The sequence below is a fragment of the Streptomyces polyasparticus genome (genome assembly GCF_014493765.1).
Classification (GTDB): Bacteria; Actinomycetota; Actinomycetes; order Streptomycetales; family Streptomycetaceae; genus Streptomyces; species Streptomyces polyasparticus.
In genome coordinates this window covers 496,924-515,185 of sequence record NZ_JACTVJ010000010.1, presented here as the reverse complement: position 1 = coordinate 515,185, position 18,262 = coordinate 496,924, and the positions used below count along the sequence as shown (strand labels likewise).

General features: G+C 69.6%; 17 protein-coding genes and 2 pseudogenes. 6 read left to right on the top strand and 13 right to left on the bottom strand.

Annotation, left to right across the window (positions count from 1 at the left end; translation table 11 throughout):
- Positions 1 to 27: 27 nt before the first annotated feature.
- Entirely contained in the window at positions 28 to 1,179 is a 1,152-nt protein-coding gene (locus tag H9Y04_RS21840) for a hypothetical protein (RefSeq protein WP_187815633.1), read from the bottom strand.
- A 144-nt stretch (positions 1,180 to 1,323) separates the two neighbouring features.
- Complete coding sequence (locus H9Y04_RS21835; protein WP_187815632.1) at positions 1,324 to 1,701, bottom strand: GvpU-like protein; 378 nt, start codon at positions 1,699 to 1,701, stop codon at positions 1,324 to 1,326.
- Between the two features lie 344 nt (positions 1,702 to 2,045).
- Between H9Y04_RS21835 and H9Y04_RS21830 the strand changes: the two genes are divergently transcribed.
- Complete coding sequence (locus H9Y04_RS21830; RefSeq protein ID WP_187815631.1) at positions 2,046 to 2,819, top strand: glycosyltransferase family 2 protein; 774 nt, start codon at positions 2,046 to 2,048, stop codon at positions 2,817 to 2,819.
- Between the two features lie 46 nt (positions 2,820 to 2,865).
- On the opposite strand, the gene H9Y04_RS21825 is transcribed toward H9Y04_RS21830, so the two are convergent.
- The 7 genes and pseudogenes from H9Y04_RS21825 to H9Y04_RS21800 all read right to left on the bottom strand — a co-directional run bounded on the left by H9Y04_RS21825 (position 2,866) and on the right by H9Y04_RS21800 (position 9,868).
- Positions 2,866 to 3,786, bottom strand: coding sequence for a transglutaminase-like domain-containing protein (locus tag H9Y04_RS21825; protein WP_187815630.1), 921 nt, complete (start codon positions 3,784 to 3,786; stop codon positions 2,866 to 2,868).
- Between the two features lie 94 nt (positions 3,787 to 3,880).
- Positions 3,881 to 4,318 (bottom strand): VOC family protein, encoded by a 438-nt coding sequence (locus tag H9Y04_RS21820; protein ID WP_187815629.1) that lies wholly within the window; start codon positions 4,316 to 4,318, stop codon positions 3,881 to 3,883.
- A 28-nt stretch (positions 4,319 to 4,346) separates the two neighbouring features.
- The gene (locus H9Y04_RS21815; protein WP_187815628.1) at positions 4,347 to 5,366 is read right to left on the bottom strand and encodes a TolB family protein; all 1,020 of its coding nucleotides are present in this window, start codon (positions 5,364 to 5,366) and stop codon (positions 4,347 to 4,349) included.
- Positions 5,363 to 6,628: an MFS transporter gene (locus H9Y04_RS21810; RefSeq protein WP_187815627.1), complete on the bottom strand. Its 1,266-nt coding sequence runs from the start codon at positions 6,626 to 6,628 to the stop codon at positions 5,363 to 5,365. Before H9Y04_RS21810 ends, H9Y04_RS21815 begins: the two co-directional genes overlap by 4 nt.
- Before the next feature lie 69 nt (positions 6,629 to 6,697).
- Complete coding sequence (locus H9Y04_RS46900) at positions 6,698 to 7,858, bottom strand: galactose-binding domain-containing protein (RefSeq protein WP_438818129.1); 1,161 nt, start codon at positions 7,856 to 7,858, stop codon at positions 6,698 to 6,700.
- A 132-nt stretch (positions 7,859 to 7,990) separates the two neighbouring features.
- Positions 7,991 to 8,740, bottom strand: a pseudogene (locus tag H9Y04_RS46895) (chitosanase); the annotation flags it as partial.
- A 438-nt stretch (positions 8,741 to 9,178) separates the two neighbouring features.
- Positions 9,179 to 9,868, bottom strand: a complete 690-nt coding sequence (locus H9Y04_RS21800; protein WP_308801060.1) for an HNH endonuclease family protein — start codon at positions 9,866 to 9,868, stop codon at positions 9,179 to 9,181.
- Between the two features lie 211 nt (positions 9,869 to 10,079).
- Between H9Y04_RS21800 and H9Y04_RS21795 the strand changes: the two genes are divergently transcribed.
- Complete coding sequence (locus H9Y04_RS21795) at positions 10,080 to 11,255, top strand: lipid II:glycine glycyltransferase FemX (protein WP_187815626.1); 1,176 nt, start codon at positions 10,080 to 10,082, stop codon at positions 11,253 to 11,255.
- An 87-nt stretch (positions 11,256 to 11,342) separates the two neighbouring features.
- Here the strand turns inward: H9Y04_RS21795 and H9Y04_RS21790 are convergent, their stop codons facing one another.
- A complete protein-coding gene (locus tag H9Y04_RS21790) occupies positions 11,343 to 12,686 on the bottom strand; it encodes a UDP-N-acetylmuramoyl-tripeptide--D-alanyl-D-alanine ligase (RefSeq protein ID WP_187815625.1) in 1,344 nt (447 codons plus the stop codon).
- Between the two features lie 277 nt (positions 12,687 to 12,963).
- Between H9Y04_RS21790 and vanH the strand changes: the two genes are divergently transcribed.
- From vanH to vanX, 3 genes are read left to right on the top strand one after another with little or no spacing between them, the layout of a single operon-like run.
- On the top strand, positions 12,964 to 14,004 hold the full coding sequence (vanH, locus tag H9Y04_RS21785) for a D-lactate dehydrogenase VanH (RefSeq protein ID WP_187815624.1): 1,041 nt from the start codon (positions 12,964 to 12,966) through the stop codon (positions 14,002 to 14,004).
- Positions 13,997 to 15,058: a D-alanine--(R)-lactate ligase gene (gene vanA / locus H9Y04_RS21780; RefSeq protein ID WP_187815623.1), complete on the top strand. Its 1,062-nt coding sequence runs from the start codon at positions 13,997 to 13,999 to the stop codon at positions 15,056 to 15,058. Before vanH ends, vanA begins: the two co-directional genes overlap by 8 nt.
- The gene (vanX, locus tag H9Y04_RS21775; RefSeq protein WP_187815622.1) at positions 15,055 to 15,663 is read left to right on the top strand and encodes a D-Ala-D-Ala dipeptidase VanX; all 609 of its coding nucleotides are present in this window, start codon (positions 15,055 to 15,057) and stop codon (positions 15,661 to 15,663) included. The genes vanA and vanX overlap by 4 nt, the downstream gene beginning before the upstream one ends.
- 44 nt (positions 15,664 to 15,707) lie before the next feature.
- On the opposite strand, the gene H9Y04_RS47960 is transcribed toward vanX, so the two are convergent.
- Positions 15,708 to 16,160 carry a magnesium transporter gene (locus H9Y04_RS47960; protein WP_214661409.1) on the bottom strand — a complete coding sequence of 151 codons (453 nt, stop codon included), beginning with the start codon at positions 16,158 to 16,160 and terminating at the stop codon, positions 15,708 to 15,710.
- Between H9Y04_RS47960 and H9Y04_RS48480 the strand changes: the two genes are divergently transcribed.
- Entirely contained in the window at positions 16,047 to 16,622 is a 576-nt protein-coding gene (locus H9Y04_RS48480; protein WP_368858437.1) for a magnesium transporter, read from the top strand. The two genes, H9Y04_RS47960 and H9Y04_RS48480, sit on opposite strands and share 114 nt — an antisense overlap.
- On the opposite strand, the pseudogene H9Y04_RS21765 reads toward H9Y04_RS48480, so the two are convergent.
- A pseudogene (locus tag H9Y04_RS21765) lies at positions 16,524 to 17,459 on the bottom strand (sensor histidine kinase); the annotation flags it as partial. The gene H9Y04_RS48480 and the pseudogene H9Y04_RS21765 sit on opposite strands and share 99 nt — an antisense overlap.
- Before the next feature lie 74 nt (positions 17,460 to 17,533).
- The gene (locus H9Y04_RS21760; protein ID WP_187815620.1) at positions 17,534 to 18,256 is read right to left on the bottom strand and encodes a carbon-nitrogen hydrolase family protein; all 723 of its coding nucleotides are present in this window, start codon (positions 18,254 to 18,256) and stop codon (positions 17,534 to 17,536) included.
- Positions 18,257 to 18,262: the final 6 nt, after the last annotated feature.

The following is an 18,262-nucleotide window of genomic DNA, read 5'->3' as shown; positions in this document are numbered from 1 at the left end:
GCTGCTTCCCGGGTTCGGGGCCCCGAGCTACTTCCCAGGACCGCGGAAGCGACCGATCGCCTTGGTGAACGCGCTCAGCGGAGAGGAGTCCGGCTTCGCGGGCACGATCGGTGACGCGAGGGCCGGACCCTGGCCGTCGGTCGCCTCCGCCAGGGCGGCCTTCAGCGCCTCGGCCGCTTCCTGGTACCGGTCGCGCGACTGCGTCATGGCCTCGAGCGCCTGGGCGTAGTGGTGCGCCATGCGCTGGGCGTGGGCGAGTTCCTCCTCGGGGGTGAGCAGGTGCCAGCCCTGGCGCAGACGGGTCAGCGCGGCTTCGGCCTCGGGGGCCAGCGGGCGTGGCAGCGCCGCGAGCTCCGCGAGCCTTTCGATGAGTTCCGTGGGCCGGGAGCCGTCCAGGAACACCGTGTGGAGCGTGAAGTGCTCAGCGTCGTACGCGGCGGCGGGCTCGGCGCTCGGCAGCACCACGGCACCGCCGCGCGGCAGGCGTACGCCACGCTCCTTGCGCAGAGCGAAGTCGGCGATCTGCGCCTGCTGCGGTATGGCCCGGTGCTCGATCACCTGATGCCGCAGGCTGGGCGGCAGGAACGAGGTGAGCGGCTGCCGGCCTCGCCCGTCCGGTGTCATCGCCTCGTGCACCACGAAGTGGAGGTGCCAGCTCTGCTTGGCGCAGTCCTTGAGCCGCGCGCGGAGCTCGTCGTCGTCCGCCGGCAGGTAGTTGACCGTGCCGATCCGCACGTCCGGCACCATGTCGTGGTTCCACTCGACGCGGTCGCTGTCCGGCCAGAACATCGTGGCGGGTGACGGCCAGTCCGGGTGCCAGCGCTGTTCCGCCTCTGCCGCCAGGATCCAGACGACGGAGTCCGGCTGCTGTCGACGGCTCTCACGGTCGTACGTGGTGAGCTGAGCGCGCACGGTGACACCGTCGGCGATGCGCCAGCGTGCCTCGAACACACGGCGGGCGGACGGGCCGGGGTCGGCAGCCGCGTCCCGCGGGTACAGCACGGTGGACCGCGCCGCCTCGGCGGGCTCGAGTTCCAGGAAGTCCTCCAGGACCCCGGCGGCCTTGAGCGCTATCAGGTTGCGGCGGACGTCCAGCTCGGGATCGGGACCGAGGTGACGCCCGCGTGCCAGCCATGCGGTGTCGGGAGTGACGGTCGTGGACGACGTGTTCTTGGCCATGAAGTCGATCTGTGAGGGGGCGGGGGCTCGCACCAGTATGGTCCGCGCCGCGCGCACGGCGCAGGCAGGGTGGTGGTGACCGGCTCTTCACCGGTCGGGTACGGTGCCGCCGCCCCCTCGGTGGTCGGGGTGGGCCGGAGCCCCTCAGTGGTCGGTGTAGCTGAAGTCGCCCACCGTCCAGGCGCTGATGTCCTTGATCGCCACGCGGTACATCCCGCCCGTCTCCGGGATTCCGATGTTCCCCTGCAGGATCCGGGCGACGTGGAAGTGCAGATGCGTGGGGGCCGCATCGCCCTCGGTCCGTACCTGCGCTTTGTTGTCCGTGGTGAAGACGCCGGCGAAGGGGCTCAGCCGGTCGGAGTCGGTCAGGACCTCCGCCACCCGCTGCCTCCATACGGCCTCGGGGGCCAGGCGTCCCGTCACCACAGCTCCGCTGGTGACCACCGTCAAGGACATCTGGTTGCTCTGCTCGGACTCCACTGTGGCGGCGATGTCGACGAGCAGCTCGTCAGGGTTCGACATGGGAGCGCATTCTATTCACGAGCCCGGACGTACGGGGAGCGCACCCGTGACTACGGTGTCACTCGCCCGCTGCCTTGCCGGAGCGCTCCAGAACGTGGGGCGCGCCGAACCGGCGCAGCCGCTCGCCGCGCTCGGCCGAGGATGTAGTGACGGCCACCGCAGCTGGCCAGGTCGGTGCCTACCGGCGGTTTGCCGGATTGATGATCCAGGCCCGCGCAGCCTGTCCAGGCCGCACCACACCTCTCGCAGCGCCCTGACCTGTGGAAACAGTAGGCGTGGCATTTCGTGCCGCTGTTCCAGTGTTTGAATGGACCGTCTTCCAGAGTCCAAGAAGGAGCTTCGCTGTGCCCCTGGTGTCTGTCGTGATGCCCGTCTACAACTCGGCCGCGACGCTGGGTGCCTCCGTCCGGTCCGTGCTCACGCAGACGCACGGCGACGTCGAGCTCCTGGTGACCGACGACATGTCGTCGGACGGCTCCATGGACCTGCTGATGGACTTCGCCCGGCAGGACGAGCGCGTACGCCCGCAGGCGGCGCCGGAGCGCGGTGGTGCGGGCAAGGCCCGCAACCTGGCGATGGAGCGCGCCAAGGGGGATTATGTCGCCTTCCTCGACAGTGACGACATGTGGCTCCCGGAGAAGCTGGAGCGGCAGCTCGCCTTCGCGGCGCAGGGCAAGGCGCCCTTGACGTTCACCTCGTACTTCAAGATCGACGCCGACTACACGGGCGAGAGCACCGATTTCGTCCCGAACGGTCGCGTCATCGCGGCGCGGGAGCACGTGGACTACAGGGCAATGCTGCGCCGGGACTACATCGGGGCGCTGACGGCGATGTACGACCGCACCGTCCTGGGCACGCGGCTGATGCCGACGATGCCCAAGCGGCAGGACTACGGCCTGTGGCTGTCGATCATGCGGGACGGACACGACGCGCGGGGCCTCACCGAGCCGCTGGCGCTGTACAGGGCCCACCGCGCCGGTTCGCTGTCCTCCAACAAGCTGTCGCTGGTGAAGTACAACTGGGCCCTGTACCGCGAGTACGAGCATCTGTCGGTCCCCCGGTCGACGCAGGCGCTGGCCGGCGCGGTGTGGCAGTCGCTGCGCAACGGGCGGATCTAGCGCCCGCCTCGGCCGGCCGTGACCGGCGGGAGCGTGCGCGCCGCGGTCAGCCGCGGAGGGTGACTTCGCCGGGGCCGTTGAACGGGGCGAGGGAGGTCACGGTCCGCGGCGTCCGCAGGCCGTCGTTCTCCGCGAAGAGCTGACGCGTCGCGCTGTAGGGCACCTCGCCGGCGGTCAACTCCGCGACGGTGTCGTACAGCTCGCGGATGGTGTCCGTCATCTCCTCGTCGCTGCCGGCACCGGTCCCCCAGACATCCCAGAGGAGTGTCTCGACCTTGTTGAGTGCGGCGAGGTCGAGCCGGACGTTCCCCGCCACGAACCACTCCCCGACCAGGAGGCCGTCCGGCAGCGCGACGCCGTACGACTTCGGATCGGCCTCGCCCGCGCGGATCCGCTGCCAGGCGTCACCGGCCGACTGGAACCGGTCGCGCGGGACGTCCATGGGGTCGAAGCGCACCTTGTGCGTCTCCACGACGAGGGGGTCCGCCAGCTGGGGGTCGGCGAGCAGCCAGCCTCGCGTGGGGTCCCAGTACTCGGTGACCACGTGGTCGAAGCGGAAGCCGTCCGTACCGAAGTAGTCGACGAAGCCGGACCGTATGCGGGCGGGAATGCCCACGTGCCGCAGGAACGAACAGTGCAGCAGCGCGAAGTCGCGGCAGACCCCGACGAACCGGTCCCCGACCTCGCGGCGCCGGGTGAGCGGGGCATCGTCACGAGCGGTGACGATCCGCAGGATGCCGTCGACGTAGCGCGTCTCGGCATCGTTGTGGAGCCGGTCCTGCGGGATGGCCCAGGCGAAGAGGTCACCTTCCAAGCGGTGGACCATCAAGTCCCGTACGACCCCGGCAAGTTCGCGCGGATCGGCGGGCAGGCCGGCGTAGAGCGGTGTGAACTCCCCGGGGTCGGAGAAGAGGCTCTGGGCGGCGTAGAAGGCGGCGGCATCCGTAGCGAGGTGGGGCGTGGGCATGCGCGCCATCGTGTCAAATTTCCCTACGTTGTTCTGCGGAACCGGGCGCGCCCCTCGTGTGGTTGGCCCACCCAAGGGCATCGGGTGGCCCCCGTCAGACCAGGCAGAACTCGTTGCCTTCCGGGTCTGCCATCACCACGTGATCCGGCCTGCCCTGCAACTCGTCCTCGCGGACCACGGTCGCACCCGCAGCAGTCAACCGCTCCACCGCTTCGACCACGCGCGGCCAGCGCACCTCCCACGGTGTTTCGCGGCCGCCACCGACTTGCACGTCAATGTGCAGCCGGTTCTTCACCATCTTCGGCTCCGGCACCTTCAAGAAAGACAAGGCGGGGCCTGCGCCGTCCGGATCCGAGAGGTACGCCCCGTCATCCCACTCGTCCTCCGGAACCTCATGATGTGAGAACCACTCCTCCCAGCTCCCGAACCCTGCGGGCGCGGGCTTCTCCGCATAGCCCAGCGCCAGCGCCCAGAACGCGGCCAGCTTCCCCGGGTACGCGCAGTCGATCGTCAAGCTCCACTTGGTCGCCATGAGCCCTCCCCAGTCGGAGAAACGGACACTACCGCGCTCCGACACCTCCTTGCCCCCGCCTCGTACCCTCACCTGGGTTCATGCTCGGTGAGGACGCGTCGCGCGCCACACGTTTCGGTTGGCCGCTGCCGTCAGCCCTTACGGACCAGATGTCCGATGAGCCCTGAGCGCTGCCCGGCAGGGCGTAGGCGAGGGTCTTGTCGTTGAGCCAGGCGGCTTGGTCGTCGACGCTGCGGGGCTCGGCCAGTGGGGTGTCGCGCAGGGTCTTCAGGTCGAGGACGTGCAGCCGCCAGGGGTCCGAAGTGCCTTTGCGGACACGCTTCTTGTAGGCGATGCGGGTGCCGTCGGGTGACAGGGAGGGGCATTCGACGTTCTCGCGGAGCGTCCGGGCGGTCCAGGCCCGCAGGTCGCCCTCGACCAGGTACGTCTTGCCGCGCGTCGACACCGTCGCGTAGAAGCGGTTGTCGTCCGCGGCGAAGGTGATGCCCCAGTAGTTGACGTCGGAGGCGCTGTAGCGCCGGCCGTCCAGGGTGAGCTGGAGGGTCTCGACGTTCTTGATCAGATAGCCGGTCTGCGTGTCGAGGATGCCGCTGCGGGTGGAGAAGGCGTTGCCCGCATACGAGTCACCGCTCACGAACACCGTCCAGGAGACCATCCGGCCGGACGGCGAGACCCGGGCCCGGTTGGGGGTCCCGCCGAAGGTGACGATGCGCTGGGGCTTCAGGGTCCGGTCGAGGATGACCGCCTGCGATCTGGGCGGGACGCCGGGCTTGGTGGTGAGGCAGACCGACTTCGCGGCTCCGGCGTAGAAGCGACGGCAGGACAGGCCGGTCGGTTTCCGTTCGCTGCCGGCGAGCGCGGCGATCGTTCCGTCGGCCGTACGGACGTACAGGCCAGGGGTGTTGTCGAGGGTGACGCCCGAGGCACCCGCGGGGGTCGTGCCGCGGTCGGTCGCGCGGACCGTGTAGACGACGGCGAGCGCCGCCAGGACGACGGCGGCCAGGGCGACCGCGCCGACGCGGGTGCGCAGGGTGAGGGTGTGGGTCATCGGGGGTGCTCCGTCGGATGCGGGGGCAGCAGGAGGAGAGCGGCGAGCAGGGCCGCCGAGAGGGCCACGGCGGCGAGGGCGAGGGCCGTGTGCATGGTCCACAGCGTCCACGCGGCACCGAACAGGACGGAGGCCCCCAGCCGGCCGAGCGCCTGTCCCGACTGCAGCAGTGCGAGGCCGGTGGCGCGTTGCCCTGCGGGGATGGCCGGGCCGCCAAGTGCCATGAGGACGCCGTCGGTTGCGGCGTAGTAGGTGCCGAGCAGGAGCAGTACGGCGATGGTCAGCGGCCAGCCCGCGGCCGGGGAGAACAGCACAAGGTAGGCACCGAGCAGCCCCAAGTGGCCGAGGAGATAGGGGATCCGCCGTCCGACTCGGTCCGCGGCGCGGCCGATGGGGACCGCGAGCAGCAGATAGACGGCGGCGCTGCCCAGCGGCAGCAAGGGGAAGTAGGCCGAGTCGAGGTCGAGGCGCTTGTACAGGACGAGGTAGAGGAAGCCGTCGCCCACCGACACCAGACCGAGCAGGGAAGCGGTGATCAGGACACGGCGGAAGGCCGGGATCCTCGGCAGTCGGAAGGCTGAACGGAGCGTGCTTGCCTTGGAGTTGGGTCCCGTATGCTCCTGACGGCCGGGGACGAAGGCGTACAGGAGAAGGACGCCGAACAGGCCGAGGCAGAAGCTGACCATGAACACCGCGTCATACGCGTCCGCGGTCAGCCAGAGCAGCGCGAAGGCGGCCAGCGGGCCGAGCAGGGCGCCGGTCGTGTCCATGGCCCGGTGGACGCCGAAGGCCCGGCCGAGATCGCGTTCGGCGCAGCTGAGGGAGATCAGCGCGTCACGTGGCGCCGTGCGGATGCCCTTGCCGACGCGGTCGGCGACGAGTGTGGCGGACAGGGCCGTGGTGGAGCCGCCCGCGAACAGCAGGCCCAGCTTGCAGACGGCCGACAGGGCGTAGCCGGACCCCGCGACCAGCTTGTGCCGTCGGCGCCGGTCGGCGATATGGCCGCCGGCCAGCCGTACGAAGGCGGTGATGCCGTTGTAGAGCCCGTCGAGGAAGCCGAACTGGAGTGGATTGAGGCCCAGTTGGAGGACGAAGTAGAGGGGAAGGACGGCGGTGACCATCTCGGAGGAGATGTCGGTCACCAGGCTGACCGCGCCGAGCGCGACGACGGTGGAGGCCACGCGGGTGCGGCCGGCCGGTCGTGCGGGCGCGGTGGGCGCAGGGGCTGACGTCGGGCCGCCCCTGCCGGCGGCGAGATACATGAGGACTCCTGAGGCACGCCCCGGACGCACCCCTGATGTGCGGGCGCGCCCGGGGCGTGCGGGCGGCGGTCAGTGGCAGGAGTAGGTGGGGCTGGTGTCGAGCACGGTGCCGCTCGTGTCGACGAACTGCGAGCGGAAGCCGGTGTCGGTGAAGTCGAGCTTCACCACACCGAACTTGTCCCAGATCCGCTTGGCGCTGTTGGGCTGCACGGTGTCGCCCTGGCCGTACAGGTCCTTGCCGCCGGCGCCGCCGATGATCTGGACGATGCCGGTGGGGCTGGCCTGGGCGTCACGGGTCTGCGGGGCGAACCGCTCGTAGTGGTGGTCGTGGCCGTTGAGCACGAGCTCGGCCCCGGCCGCTTCGAGCTGCTGCCAGACCGGCCGGCTGACGGGCACGTTGCCGTGGTCGCCGGAACTGAACAGCGGCTCGTGCCAGTAGGCCGCCACGCACTTCTTGGTGTTCGCGGCCAGGTCCGCCTTCAGCCAGTCCAACTGCTCCTGCTCGTCGAAGCGGTTGGAGTTCAGGGCGACGAAGTGCCAGTTGCCGCGGTTGTACGAGTACCACATCTTGCCCTGCGGGGTGGCGCGGGAGCCGAAGTACTCGCGGTAGGCCTTCTCGTCGCGGTTCTCGTAGTCGTCGTAGGACTCGTGGTTGCCGGGTACGGGGTTGGTGTTGGCCTTGAAGCGGCCCCAGGACTTGTCGTAGTAGTTCTGGAAGTCCTCGATGTGGGCGTCGTCGTACTGGTTGTCGCCCATGGTGATGTAGAACGCCGGGTTGATGGCGGCGGCCCGGTCGGCCGTCTTGAAGTGCTGGCAGCCCGAGTCGCTCGCGGTGCACTGGTCGGCGATGTCGCCCGCGCCCACGACGGTGAACGCTCCGGTGGGCGGGTCGGTCGGGCCGGGGCCCGAGCCGGTGGTGCCGTAGACCTCCACCTCGTAGAGCGAGTAGCCGTACGGGGTGCCGCGCACGGTGCCGTACACGCGCAGGTAGCGGCCCTTGCCGCTGAGGCCCGTCCAGTCGTCGGTGCCGCCGTTGCCGGCGGTCTCGGTGGCGAGGCGGGTCCAGGTGGTGCGGTCGGCGGATATCTCGACGCGGTACGTCTTGGCGTAGGCGGCCTCCCACAGGAGCTTCACGCGGGAGACGTTCGCGCCCTCACCGAGGTCGATACGGATCCATTGCGGGTCCACACCCTCCTTGCTGCCCCAGCGGGTGCTGGTGTTGCCGTCCACCGCCTTGTCGGGGGTGAGCACCGAGTCCTCGCTGGAGGACGCGGCCACGGGCTTGCCCTTGGAGATCAACTGCGGTTCCCCGCCGCCCGGTTCGGAAGGGCTGGGCGAGGGGCCGGTCACCGGGTCCTTCGCGATCTCGAAGCGGTCCCCGTAGACGTGCCAGACCAGCGGGGTGTTGAGGCGGAGGTTGCCGTTGTCGAGGAAGACGCGCTGCGCGGTGTCGACCCGGCTGGTGTCCTCGTGCGCGGCTTCCTTCTTCATCTCAGCCACGCGGGCGTCGAGGAACGCGTGCAGGTACGTGGTCTCGTCGCCGCCCTCGGCCGGGGTGTCCGCGTTCGAGCGGGCCTCGGCGCGGATCGAGTCGAAGCCGGACTGGCCGTGCATCACGATGGCGTCGTAGTAGATGAACTGACCCAGTTCCTGGAGCTGGTCGCTCTTGGCGCGCGTGACCGACGGGTTGAAGTAGACACGGTCGCGCTCGTGCTCCTGCGCCCGCTGGAACTCGATGGTCTGCGCGGCCTGCTGCCACGCCGTGGTGTAGCCGGGGTCGAGGCCTTCGTGCGAGTCGGAGCCGTCGACCTCGCGCAGCGCGGGCAGGTACTTGGCGAGCGGGTTGTTCGGCACCTGGCTGGTGTAGTACTCGACGAGTTCGAGCATGTCGTGGGTGCCGGAGCAGAAGCCGACGATGCCGGCGGTGTAGCCGCGGCCGTCGCCGATGTCCTCGATGTAGTCGTACTGCTCCTTCCACTCCAGCGACGAGTTCTCGGCGCTGGAGACCAGTTGCATGGCTATTTCCTTCTTCACCGGGTCGTCGAGGCCGGTGGGTGCGGCCGCCTGACTGGTGCTCAGGACGATGACAGCGGGCACGGCGGCGAGGACCATGGCGAGCGCGATCCTGAATCCGCTCCTGCGTCGGCGCCGATGGCCGGTGGTGCGGTGATCGGGGGTGTGGTGGCCGGTGGTTCCTTGGTCGGCGGTGCCGTGGCCGGTGGTGCGGTGCCGCGTTCCGAACGGCGCCCACCGCCGTCTCGGAGTGGGGAGTGGCATGTGCTTCTCCGGTTTCTCGTCTGGCCGGGAGCTGCGCGCGATGAGGGTGACGAGGGTCGACGCGCCTGCCCGGCGAAGGGAGTTCGGGGCTGCATGACGGTGCGGAACCGTGGCTGCTGAGGTGCACAACCTCGGCGGGACTTCCCATCAGCGACTGATAGGAACCTTTCCTTTCTATTGGCTGGCCGGGCAAGTCCGCAAGACGCTTGCACCACCTGATGCAGAAGAGGACCGCGCGACGACGGTGAACAACCCGCCGCCGCGCGGCAGTTCTCAGCGTTCCGACAGGAGCACCGGCATGTTGGGGCAGCCCTGCGCCACCTCGGTCAGCTTCACGGCCTCGGCGAAATCGACCGTCAGGCCCCAACGCAGCTTGGTGATCACCCAGTCGGTGACATACGCGCAGCGTGCGGGCACATACGGGGGCAGCCATCCGGCCGGATCCCGGCCCGCCTTGTCCCGGTGGGCCGCCGCCGACACCGCGGTCAGGGTCGCCCGCGCGCCGAGATCATTCGCGTAGGCCGCCCGCTTGGCCGCGTCCCACGCGTACGCGCCGGACGCCCACGCCTCTTCGAGCGGGACGAGATGTTCGACCACGACCTTCCGCGCCGGGTCCCCCGTCACCGGCAGGTCGTCGTACCACGAGTACCACTGCCCACCGGTGATCGCGCAGCCGTCACCGACGCGCAGGGCGCCGACCGCCTCCTCCCTGAGCACCTCGGCGCGTGTGTCACACCCGTCGAAGTCCGCGTCCCACCACGTCCCGAACACGCCCTGCTCGTACGGGGCGCCGTGCTCGGTCATCACGCCCAGCAACTGCACCGCCTTGCGCAACTGCACCCGTGGGACCGGGTCCGCCATCGCCGCAGGGACCGGCGCCGTGGTCGCCGCCGCCGGCGACAACACCCCCGCGACAGCCGCCAGTCCGAGCACCGCACACCACAACCGGAATCTCTTGATCACCCGCCCCGTCTATCCGACGCCGTACCGCGACGCCACCCGCCGCACGGGCGACTACGCCGAATCGACGCACGCCCCCACCACTCAGGGGGCAGCGCGCATCGGAAGCGCGAAGCGCGAAGCTCACGTCGGCAGCGCGCATCGGCCCCGCATATCGTCCACGTATCGAAATCCGCATACGCTCCGGCAACATCACCCTGCTTTGACTGGGGCCATGTCGTACAGCGAACCACCCCGCACCGCACGCAACCGGAACGGCCTCGACGCGGGCCTGAGCGTGCGGGCGATCACCGCGGCCGAGTACTCGGCGTTCGTCCGGGAACAGCGGTCGGTCAGCTTTCTGCAGACACCGGCGTGGGGTCGCGTCAAGACGGAGTGGCGCAGCGAGTACCTCGGCTGGTTCGACGGCGGTCAGCTCGTCGGTGCCGGGCTCGTATTGCACCGGCCGGTGCCGCGACTCGACCGCTACACGCTGGCCTACCTGCCGCAGGGTCCGGTGATCGACTGGACCGGCCGGATCGCCGAGTGGCTCGACCCGCTGGCGGCGCATCTCAAGGCGCAGGGCGCATTCGCGATACGGCTCGGTCCCCCGGTGCGCACGCACGTGTGGAGCGCCGCGCAGGTCAAGGAAGGCGTCGCCGACCCGTGTATCAAGCGCCTCACGGACATCGTCGACGGTGCGGACGATCCCCTCGGTGTCCACGTCACCCGGCAGCTCAGGGACACCGGCTGGCTGCCGCAGAACCCGGAGGACGGGTTCGGCGCCGGGCAGCCGCAGTTCACGTACGAGATTCCGCTGGCCGGCAGGACCGAGGACGACGTGCTGCGGGGCATGAACCAGCAGTGGCGCCGCAACATCAAGAAGGCGGTCAAGGAGGGTGTCGAGGTCACGGTGGGCGACGCCGCCGACGCGGACCTCAAGGCCTTCCACGACCTCTATGTGCACACCGCCGAACGCGACCGCTTCACGCCCCGGCCGCTGTCCTACTTCGCGACCATGTTCGCCGAGATGAGTGCCGAGGCACCCGAACGGATCAGGCTCTGTCTGGCCCGGCACCGAGGCGACCTGGTGGCGGCCACGATTGTGGTCCAGGTCGGCGGTCATTCCTGGTATTTGTACGGTGCTTCCTCGACCGAGAAGCGTGAGGTGCGCGGTTCCAACGCCTGCCAGTGGGTGATGATCCGCGATGCCCTTGCGGCCGGCTGCGACGCCTACGACCTGCGCGGCATCACCCCCACCCTCGACACCGACGACCCGCATGTCGGGCTGATCCAGTTCAAGGTCGGCACCGGGGGGCAGGCGGTGCGCTACGCCGGCGAGTGGGACCTGCCCCTGCGGCCGATGGTGTACCGGGCATTCGATCTGTACATGCGGCGACGCGGACGCTAGGCCTGTCGTTCCCGCCGGTGGTGCGCCCCAAAACGCCCGTCGGCGGCCCGCCGCATGAAGAACCGGCCGGACCACCGGCCGGGTCGACTACTCAAGTGCGGCGGCGACTTCGTCCAGACGGGCGGCGCGGGAAGCCTTGATCAGGACCACGTCTCCCTGCGTGAGGTGCGCGCGCAGCCAGGCGGTGGCCGCGTCGTTGCCGTCGAGCATCAGCGCCCGCTCCCCCGCCCCATCGGCTGTCATCGCCGCGTCCGGGCCGATCACGGCCACCACGTCCGCGCGGGCGGCGGCGTACTCCCCTATGGCGCGGTGCTCCGGCTCGCTGTCGGCGCCGAGTTCGAGCATGGCGCCCAGTACGGCGATACGGCGGCGGCCTTCGATCGCCGCCAAGGCGTCCAGGGCGGCGCGGGTGGAATCGGGGTTGGCGTTGTAGGAGTCGTTGAGGAGTCTCGCGCCGCAGGTCAGCGTCCGCAGTTCCATGCGCCAGCGCGAGAATGTGGCGGTGGCCAGCGCCGTCGAGGCCGCGGCGAGCGGGATGCCCGCTGCCAGACCCACCGCGGTGGCGGCCGCGGCGTTCAAGGCCTGATGAGCTCCGACGAGCGGCAGCGTCAAGGGAGTTGAGGACTCGGCGGTCCGCAGAGTGCAGGACGGCCGGCCCGAGCCGTCGAGCCGCAGGTCGCCTACTCGTGCGTCGGCGTGAGCAGCCCGCCCGAAGGTCAGCACCGGAGCGTCCGTGAGCGCGCGCATCGCGACCACGCGCGGATCGTCGGCGTTGAGGACTGCCGTGCCGCCGGGGGCCAGGCCTTGCACCATCTCGCCCTTGGCCTTGGCGATGGCGGCGCGCGAGCCGAACTCGCCCACGTGGGCTTGACCGACGTTGAGGACGATGCCGATGTCGGGCGCGACCAGATCGGTGAGCGCCGCGATGTCGCCGATATGGCGGGCGCCCATCTCCAGGACGAGGAAGCGAGTGTCCGCGTCGGCGCGCAGCATCGTGAGCGGTACGCCGATCTCGTTGTTCAGTGAACCGACGGTGGCGACGGTGGGCGCCGCGCCGGAAAGTACGGCCGCGATCAGGTCTTTGGTACCGGTCTTGCCCTGCGAGCCGGTCACTCCCACCACGGTCAGGCCCGTGCGCAGCCGCGCCACGACATGAGCGGCGAGTGTCTGGAGCGCCTTCTGAACATCGTCCACGACAACTGTCGGCAGCGGGGTGGGACGGGAGCCCAGCACGGCCACCGCTCCGGCCAGGCCCGCCAGTTGGGCATAGTCGTGGCCGTCGGCCCGCTCGCCTGTGAAGGCGACGAAGAGTCCGCCCTCGGCCGCCTGCCGGCTGTCGATCGTGGCCGGTCCCGTCACCGTCACCGCCTCGTCGCCTGCGACCGTCCCGCGGACCACCGCGGCGATCTCGCCCAGAGTCAGCGGAATCATGACGACGTCCCGGTGATGCGCGGGCGCGGCACGGCGAAGTGCAGGGGGACGGCTGTTCGTTCACTGCGTGTCATGCCTTCAGGCAAAGGGACACGATGTTGCCGGCGCGTATCGCTTTTTCGATACGCCGACGATACGCACGATGCCTCACGCAATGCGGACTCCCGCCGTGCCTCGCATGCAATGCGGCGGCCTTCCACGATGCCCCGCAGGCATATCGTCCTCGTATCGAAAAGCGCATACGTCCCGGCAACACAGCGCCTCGTTGACTGTGGGCATGACCTCCACCGAACCCGTTCGTGCCACGGCCCGGCGCACCCGCTCCCCCGCTTCACCGTCTTCTCCCGCTCTTCCGGCAACAGGGATCACGGTCTACGGATGCGGGCAGGACGAGTCCGCTCTGTTCCGTGAGATGGCGCCTCGCTTCGGCATCGTTCCCGTCCTCACCGAGGCGGCCGTTTCCGAGTCCAATGCCCAACTGGCGTACGGAAACCGGTGTATCAGCGTCGGCCACAAGACTCCGGTCACCAACGGCACGCTCCTGGCACTCCGCCGGGCCGGTGTGCGATATGTCTCGACGCGCAGCATCGGCTTCAACCACATCGACCTGGAATACGCCGAGGGCCTCGGCATTACCGTCGGGAATGTCTCCTACTCTCCCGACAGCGTGGCGGATTACACGTTGATGCTGATGCTGATGGCGATACGTGACGCGAAGTCCACGATCCTGCGTACGGCCGTCCACGACTACCGGCTGAACGCGGCGCGCGGAAAGGAACTGCGGGACCTGACCGTCGGCGTCATCGGCACGGGACGCATCGGATCGGCGGTCGTCGACCGGCTCCGGGGTTTCGGCTGCCGTGTCCTCGCGTACCACCATCGCCCGCATTCGGTTGCCGATTACGTTCCCCTCGATGAACTCCTGCGGACGAGCGATGTCGTCACGCTGCACACCCCGCTCACCGCGGACACGCACCATCTGCTCGACCGCCGGCGCATCGAGCGGATGAAGAACGGCGCGTTCGTCGTCAACACAGGCCGCGGTCCTCTTCTGGACACCGAGGCCCTGATCGACGGTCTGGAGAGCGGCCGTCTCGGCGGTGCGGCGCTGGATGTTCTCGAGGGCGAGGAAGGCATTTTCTACACCGACTGCGGCGACCGGGCGATCGAGAGCAAGCCGCTGCTGCGGCTGCAGGAGCTGCCGAACGTCCTCATCAGCCCGCACACCGCCTATTACACGGACCACGCACTCAGCGACACCGTCAAGAACTCGATTGCCAACTGCCTTGAATTCGAAAGCAGGAATCAGCATGGATAAGCTCCGGGTCGGCATCATCTTCGGAGGTTCTTCCGAGGAGCACCCCATCTCCGTCAAGTCGGCTCAGGAAGTCGCGAAGCATCTCGACACGGCGAAGTACGAGCCGTACTACATAGGAATCACCAGGGACGGCTCCTGGCTGCTCTGCGACGGCCCCGACGCGCAGTGGGAGAACGGCGTCTGCCGTCCGGCGGCGCTGTCGCCCGACCGGACGGTGGGCGGTCTGCTCGTCCTCGACGAGGGCAAGTACGAGACGATCCGCCTGGATGTCGTCCTGCCCGTGCTGCACGGCACGCTGGGCGAGGACGGGGCGATGCAGGGCCTTCTCGAACTGTCCGGCATCCCGTACGCGGGCTGCGATGTGCAGAGTTCGGCGCTGTCCATGGACAAGTCGCTGGCCTACACCGTGGCGCGCAGTGCGGGGATCGCGACGCCGGACTTCTGGACCGTCACGGCGGACGGGGACATCGATGCCGAAGCTCTCCCCTACCCCGTGTTCGTGAAGCCGGCGCGCTCCGGTTCCTCGTTCGGCGTGAGCAAGGTGTCCGGGAAGGAGGAACTGCCGGGCGCGATCGAGGCCGCGCGGCAGTACGACGCGAAGGTGCTGATCGAAGCTGCTGTCGTCGGCGGGGAGGTCGGGTGTGCTGTCCTGGGCAACGGCCACGATCTGACGACGGGCGAGGTGGACCGGATCGCCCTGTCGCACGGATTCTTCAGGATCCATCAGGAAGAGGCCCCTGAGCAGGGCTCCGACAATTCGACGGCAATCGTGCCCGCCGATATTTCCGACGCGTCGCGCGCGCTGGTCCAGGAGACGGCGAAGGCCGTCTATCGCGCCCTCGGCTGCAGGGGGCTGGCACGCGTGGACCTGTTCCTCAAGGAGAACGGAACGGTCGTGCTCAACGAGGTCAACACTTTCCCCGGCATGACCTCGTACAGCCGCTACCCGCGCATGATGGCGGCCGCGGGAATCCCGCTCTCCCAACTGCTCGACCGGCTGGTGTCGTTGGCGATGGCGGCGACGTCCGAGGAATCGGCGGGAGGCCGCCGGTGAACGAGGATTTCGTGTTCGTCGACGAACTGGTCCCCGGCATACGCTGGGACGCCAAATACGCCACGTGGGACAACTTCACCGGCAAGCCGGTGGACGGATACCGGGCGAATCGCATCGTCGGCACCCGGGCGCTGTGCGGCGCACTCGAAGACGCCCGGGCCCGCGCCGAATATCTCGGTTTCGGGCTCCTCCTGTGGGACGGATACCGCCCCCAGCAGGCAGTGGACTGCTTCCTGCGCTGGGCTAAGGAGCCGGAGGACGGCCGGACGAAGCAGCGGCACTACCCGAACATCGACCGGGCCGACATGTTCGAGCAGGGCTATGTCGCCGCCAAGTCCGGCCACAGCCGCGGAAGTACGGTCGACATCACGCTCTACCATCTGGACAGCGGAGAGCTCGCCGCCATGGGTGGCGGCCACGACCTGATGGACTCCGTCTCGCACCATGGAGCGCAGGGGGTGCGGATGGCCGAGGCACGCAACCGCCATCTCCTGCACTCCGTCATGGAGGGCTCGGGCTTCCGCGGATACGACTGCGAGTGGTGGCACTACACGCTGAAGGACGAGCCCTTCCCGGACACGTACTTCGACTTCCCAATCGCCTGAGACACACCGGTGGGCCGGCACGTATGCCGGCCCACCGACCCGCTTCACAGCCCCATCAGGAGCCCGGCCAGGGCGAAGTAGATCACCACTCCGGTGAAGTCCTTGATGGTCGTGATCAGCGGATCGGCCGCGGGGGCGTGGACCATGCCGCTCTTGGCGAGAAGCCAGGGCAGCAGGAAGCCGAGCGCCGTGGCCACCACGGTCGTGACGAAGATGGAGATGCCGATCGTCAGACCGAAGTGGACCCCGTGCATCGCGAAGGCCACGAGGCCGGCGGCGCCGCCGATCCGATCCGGCAAGCCGTTTCGCGCCGCGTACCGTTCCTGTTCGTCACCCTCACCGGGGGATTCCTGGTCGGCCAGTACGTCGGCCGCTTCGAGGAGATGATCCAGGCGGTGGCGATCCTCGCCGCCTTCATGCCGCTGGTGACGGACATGGACGGCAACGCCGCCACCCAGTCCACGACCCTGTTCGCGCGCGGCCTCGCCTTCGGCCACATCGACCTGAGCCGCTTCCGCTCCGTACTCCTGCGGGAATGCACCGTCGGCACCCTCATCGCCCTGGTGGAACGGCGCGCGCCGGACGGCTGCGCGCAAGGGGGGTGGGCTGGGGTTCAGCGGCCGTACGACCGCGAGCGAGGTTCACCGGAAGGCACGGTGACCACCTCCTCGTTCCTGGTGCCGGAGCATGCCGGATGTGCGAGTTCAGGGATACGGGCAGGACGCCCCCCGGGCAGCGGTGCTCCGCTGGGGCGGCGGCCGCCCGGCGCCTCTTACTGTGCCGATACTTGCGTTACTACGCAAGTATCGTTGGATCCGGTCGCCGGTCAGGCGCGGCCCGCTCTCCTCGCACGGGCGGGCTCACTCCCCCGCGTACCGCGGCAGCAGCACCTTGAAGGTCGCGCCCCGCCCCGGCGCCGTACGGACTTCCACGCGTCCGCCGTGGGCGCGGACGAGTGAGTCGACGATGGCCAGGCCGAGTCCCGATCCGCCGCCGGTGGCGCGGCCGCGGGAGGTGTCGGCGCGGTAGAAGCGGTCGAAGACGCGCTCGGCCTGCTCGGAGGTCATGCCGGGACCCTCGTCCGCGAACTCCAGGACGGCGAAGGCATCTTGGGTGCCGACGCCGATCCGTACGGGGGTGCCGGCGGGCGTGTGGGCGACGGCGTTGCCGACGAGGTTGGAGGTGACCTGGCGCAGCCTGGCCTCGTCGCCGAGGACCGGGGCGCCGCCCGGCGGTCCGCCGTCGAGGCCGGTGAGGGTGACGGTGCGCTGCGGGTCGAGGGCCCGCAGGTCGTGCTGGGCGTCGGCGGCCAGGGTGCGCAGATCCATCGGCGTGCGTTGGAGGGGCGGTGCGGATTCGGTCGAGCGGTCGTCCAGGCGGGCCAACAGCAGGAGTTCCTCGACGAGTTGGACGAGGCGTCCCGCTTCGCCTTCGATGCGGCTCATCGCGGTGTCGACGTCGGTGCGTTCCGGCATGCCGCCCATGCGGTAGAGCTCGGTGAAGCCCTTGATGCCGGCGAGCGGGGTACGCAGTTCGTGGCTGACGTCCGCGATGAACCGGCGCATCCGCCGCTGCGCGTCGTCGCGTGCGGCATCTCCGGCCTCGATGCGGTCCAGCATGCCGTTGAGCGAGGTGGACAGGCGGCCCAATTCGGTGCGGGGGCCGGCGAGTTCGGGGACGCGGTGGGTCAGGTCGCCGGATGCGATGGCCGCCGCGGTCGACTCGATCCTGCGCAGTGGACGCAGCCCGGCTCGTACGGCGAACCAGCCGGCGAGGCCCAGCGCGGCCAGGACGATGCGGGCCTGCCCGGCGCATCGGCCCAGGTGATCGGCGTGCGCCGGGCGGCCGGGTCGGTCCGGGCGGGCCGGATTCACAGCGAACTCGCACCGCCCACGTCGGCGGTCACCACCGTCGCCGTGCGGTCGTCCGCCTCCGCGAGCAGCTCACCGCCCGGCGCCCACACCCCGGAGCCGCCGCAGCCGGTCCACGGTCCCGCCGCTCCCACGTGATTGGCGAGGACGACATACAGGCCGGTGGTGCGGGCGATCCCCGGGTACACGCTCGCCCGCTCCTGCACACCGCCGCCGGTTCCGTAGAGGGAACTGGCCAGATGGACCTCGCACCCGTCGGCGGCGCCGCGCGAGGTGAGGGCGTCGAAGTGGTTGTCGTAGCAGGTGGCGAGGGCGAAGCGCAGCCCGCCGTAGGTGAAGCGGCCGTCGCTCTCGCCTGCCGCGAAGATCTCCTGTTCGTGCTCGAAGAGATGCTGCTTGCGGTACGTGGTGAGCAGCTCGCCGTCGGGTCCGAAGACGAAGGTCTCGATGGCAGGCCGCGGCCCGTCGGTCGGGGCGGCGGCGTTGACGACCGTGGCGATGCCGCACGAGCGCAGCGCGTCCAGGCGGGGGTCGTCGTGCCGGGCCAGCAGGTCCGGATCCTTGCGGATGGCCTCCAACTCGTATCCGGTGAGCGCCATTTCGGGGAAGACGATCAGCTCGGCGCCCTGGCCGATGGCCCGGTCCGCGAGGGCGGTCATCGTACGGACGTTGGCGTGGATGTCCGCGGGCGTGCCGGAGAACTGGGCGGCAGCGATCTTCATCGGGCC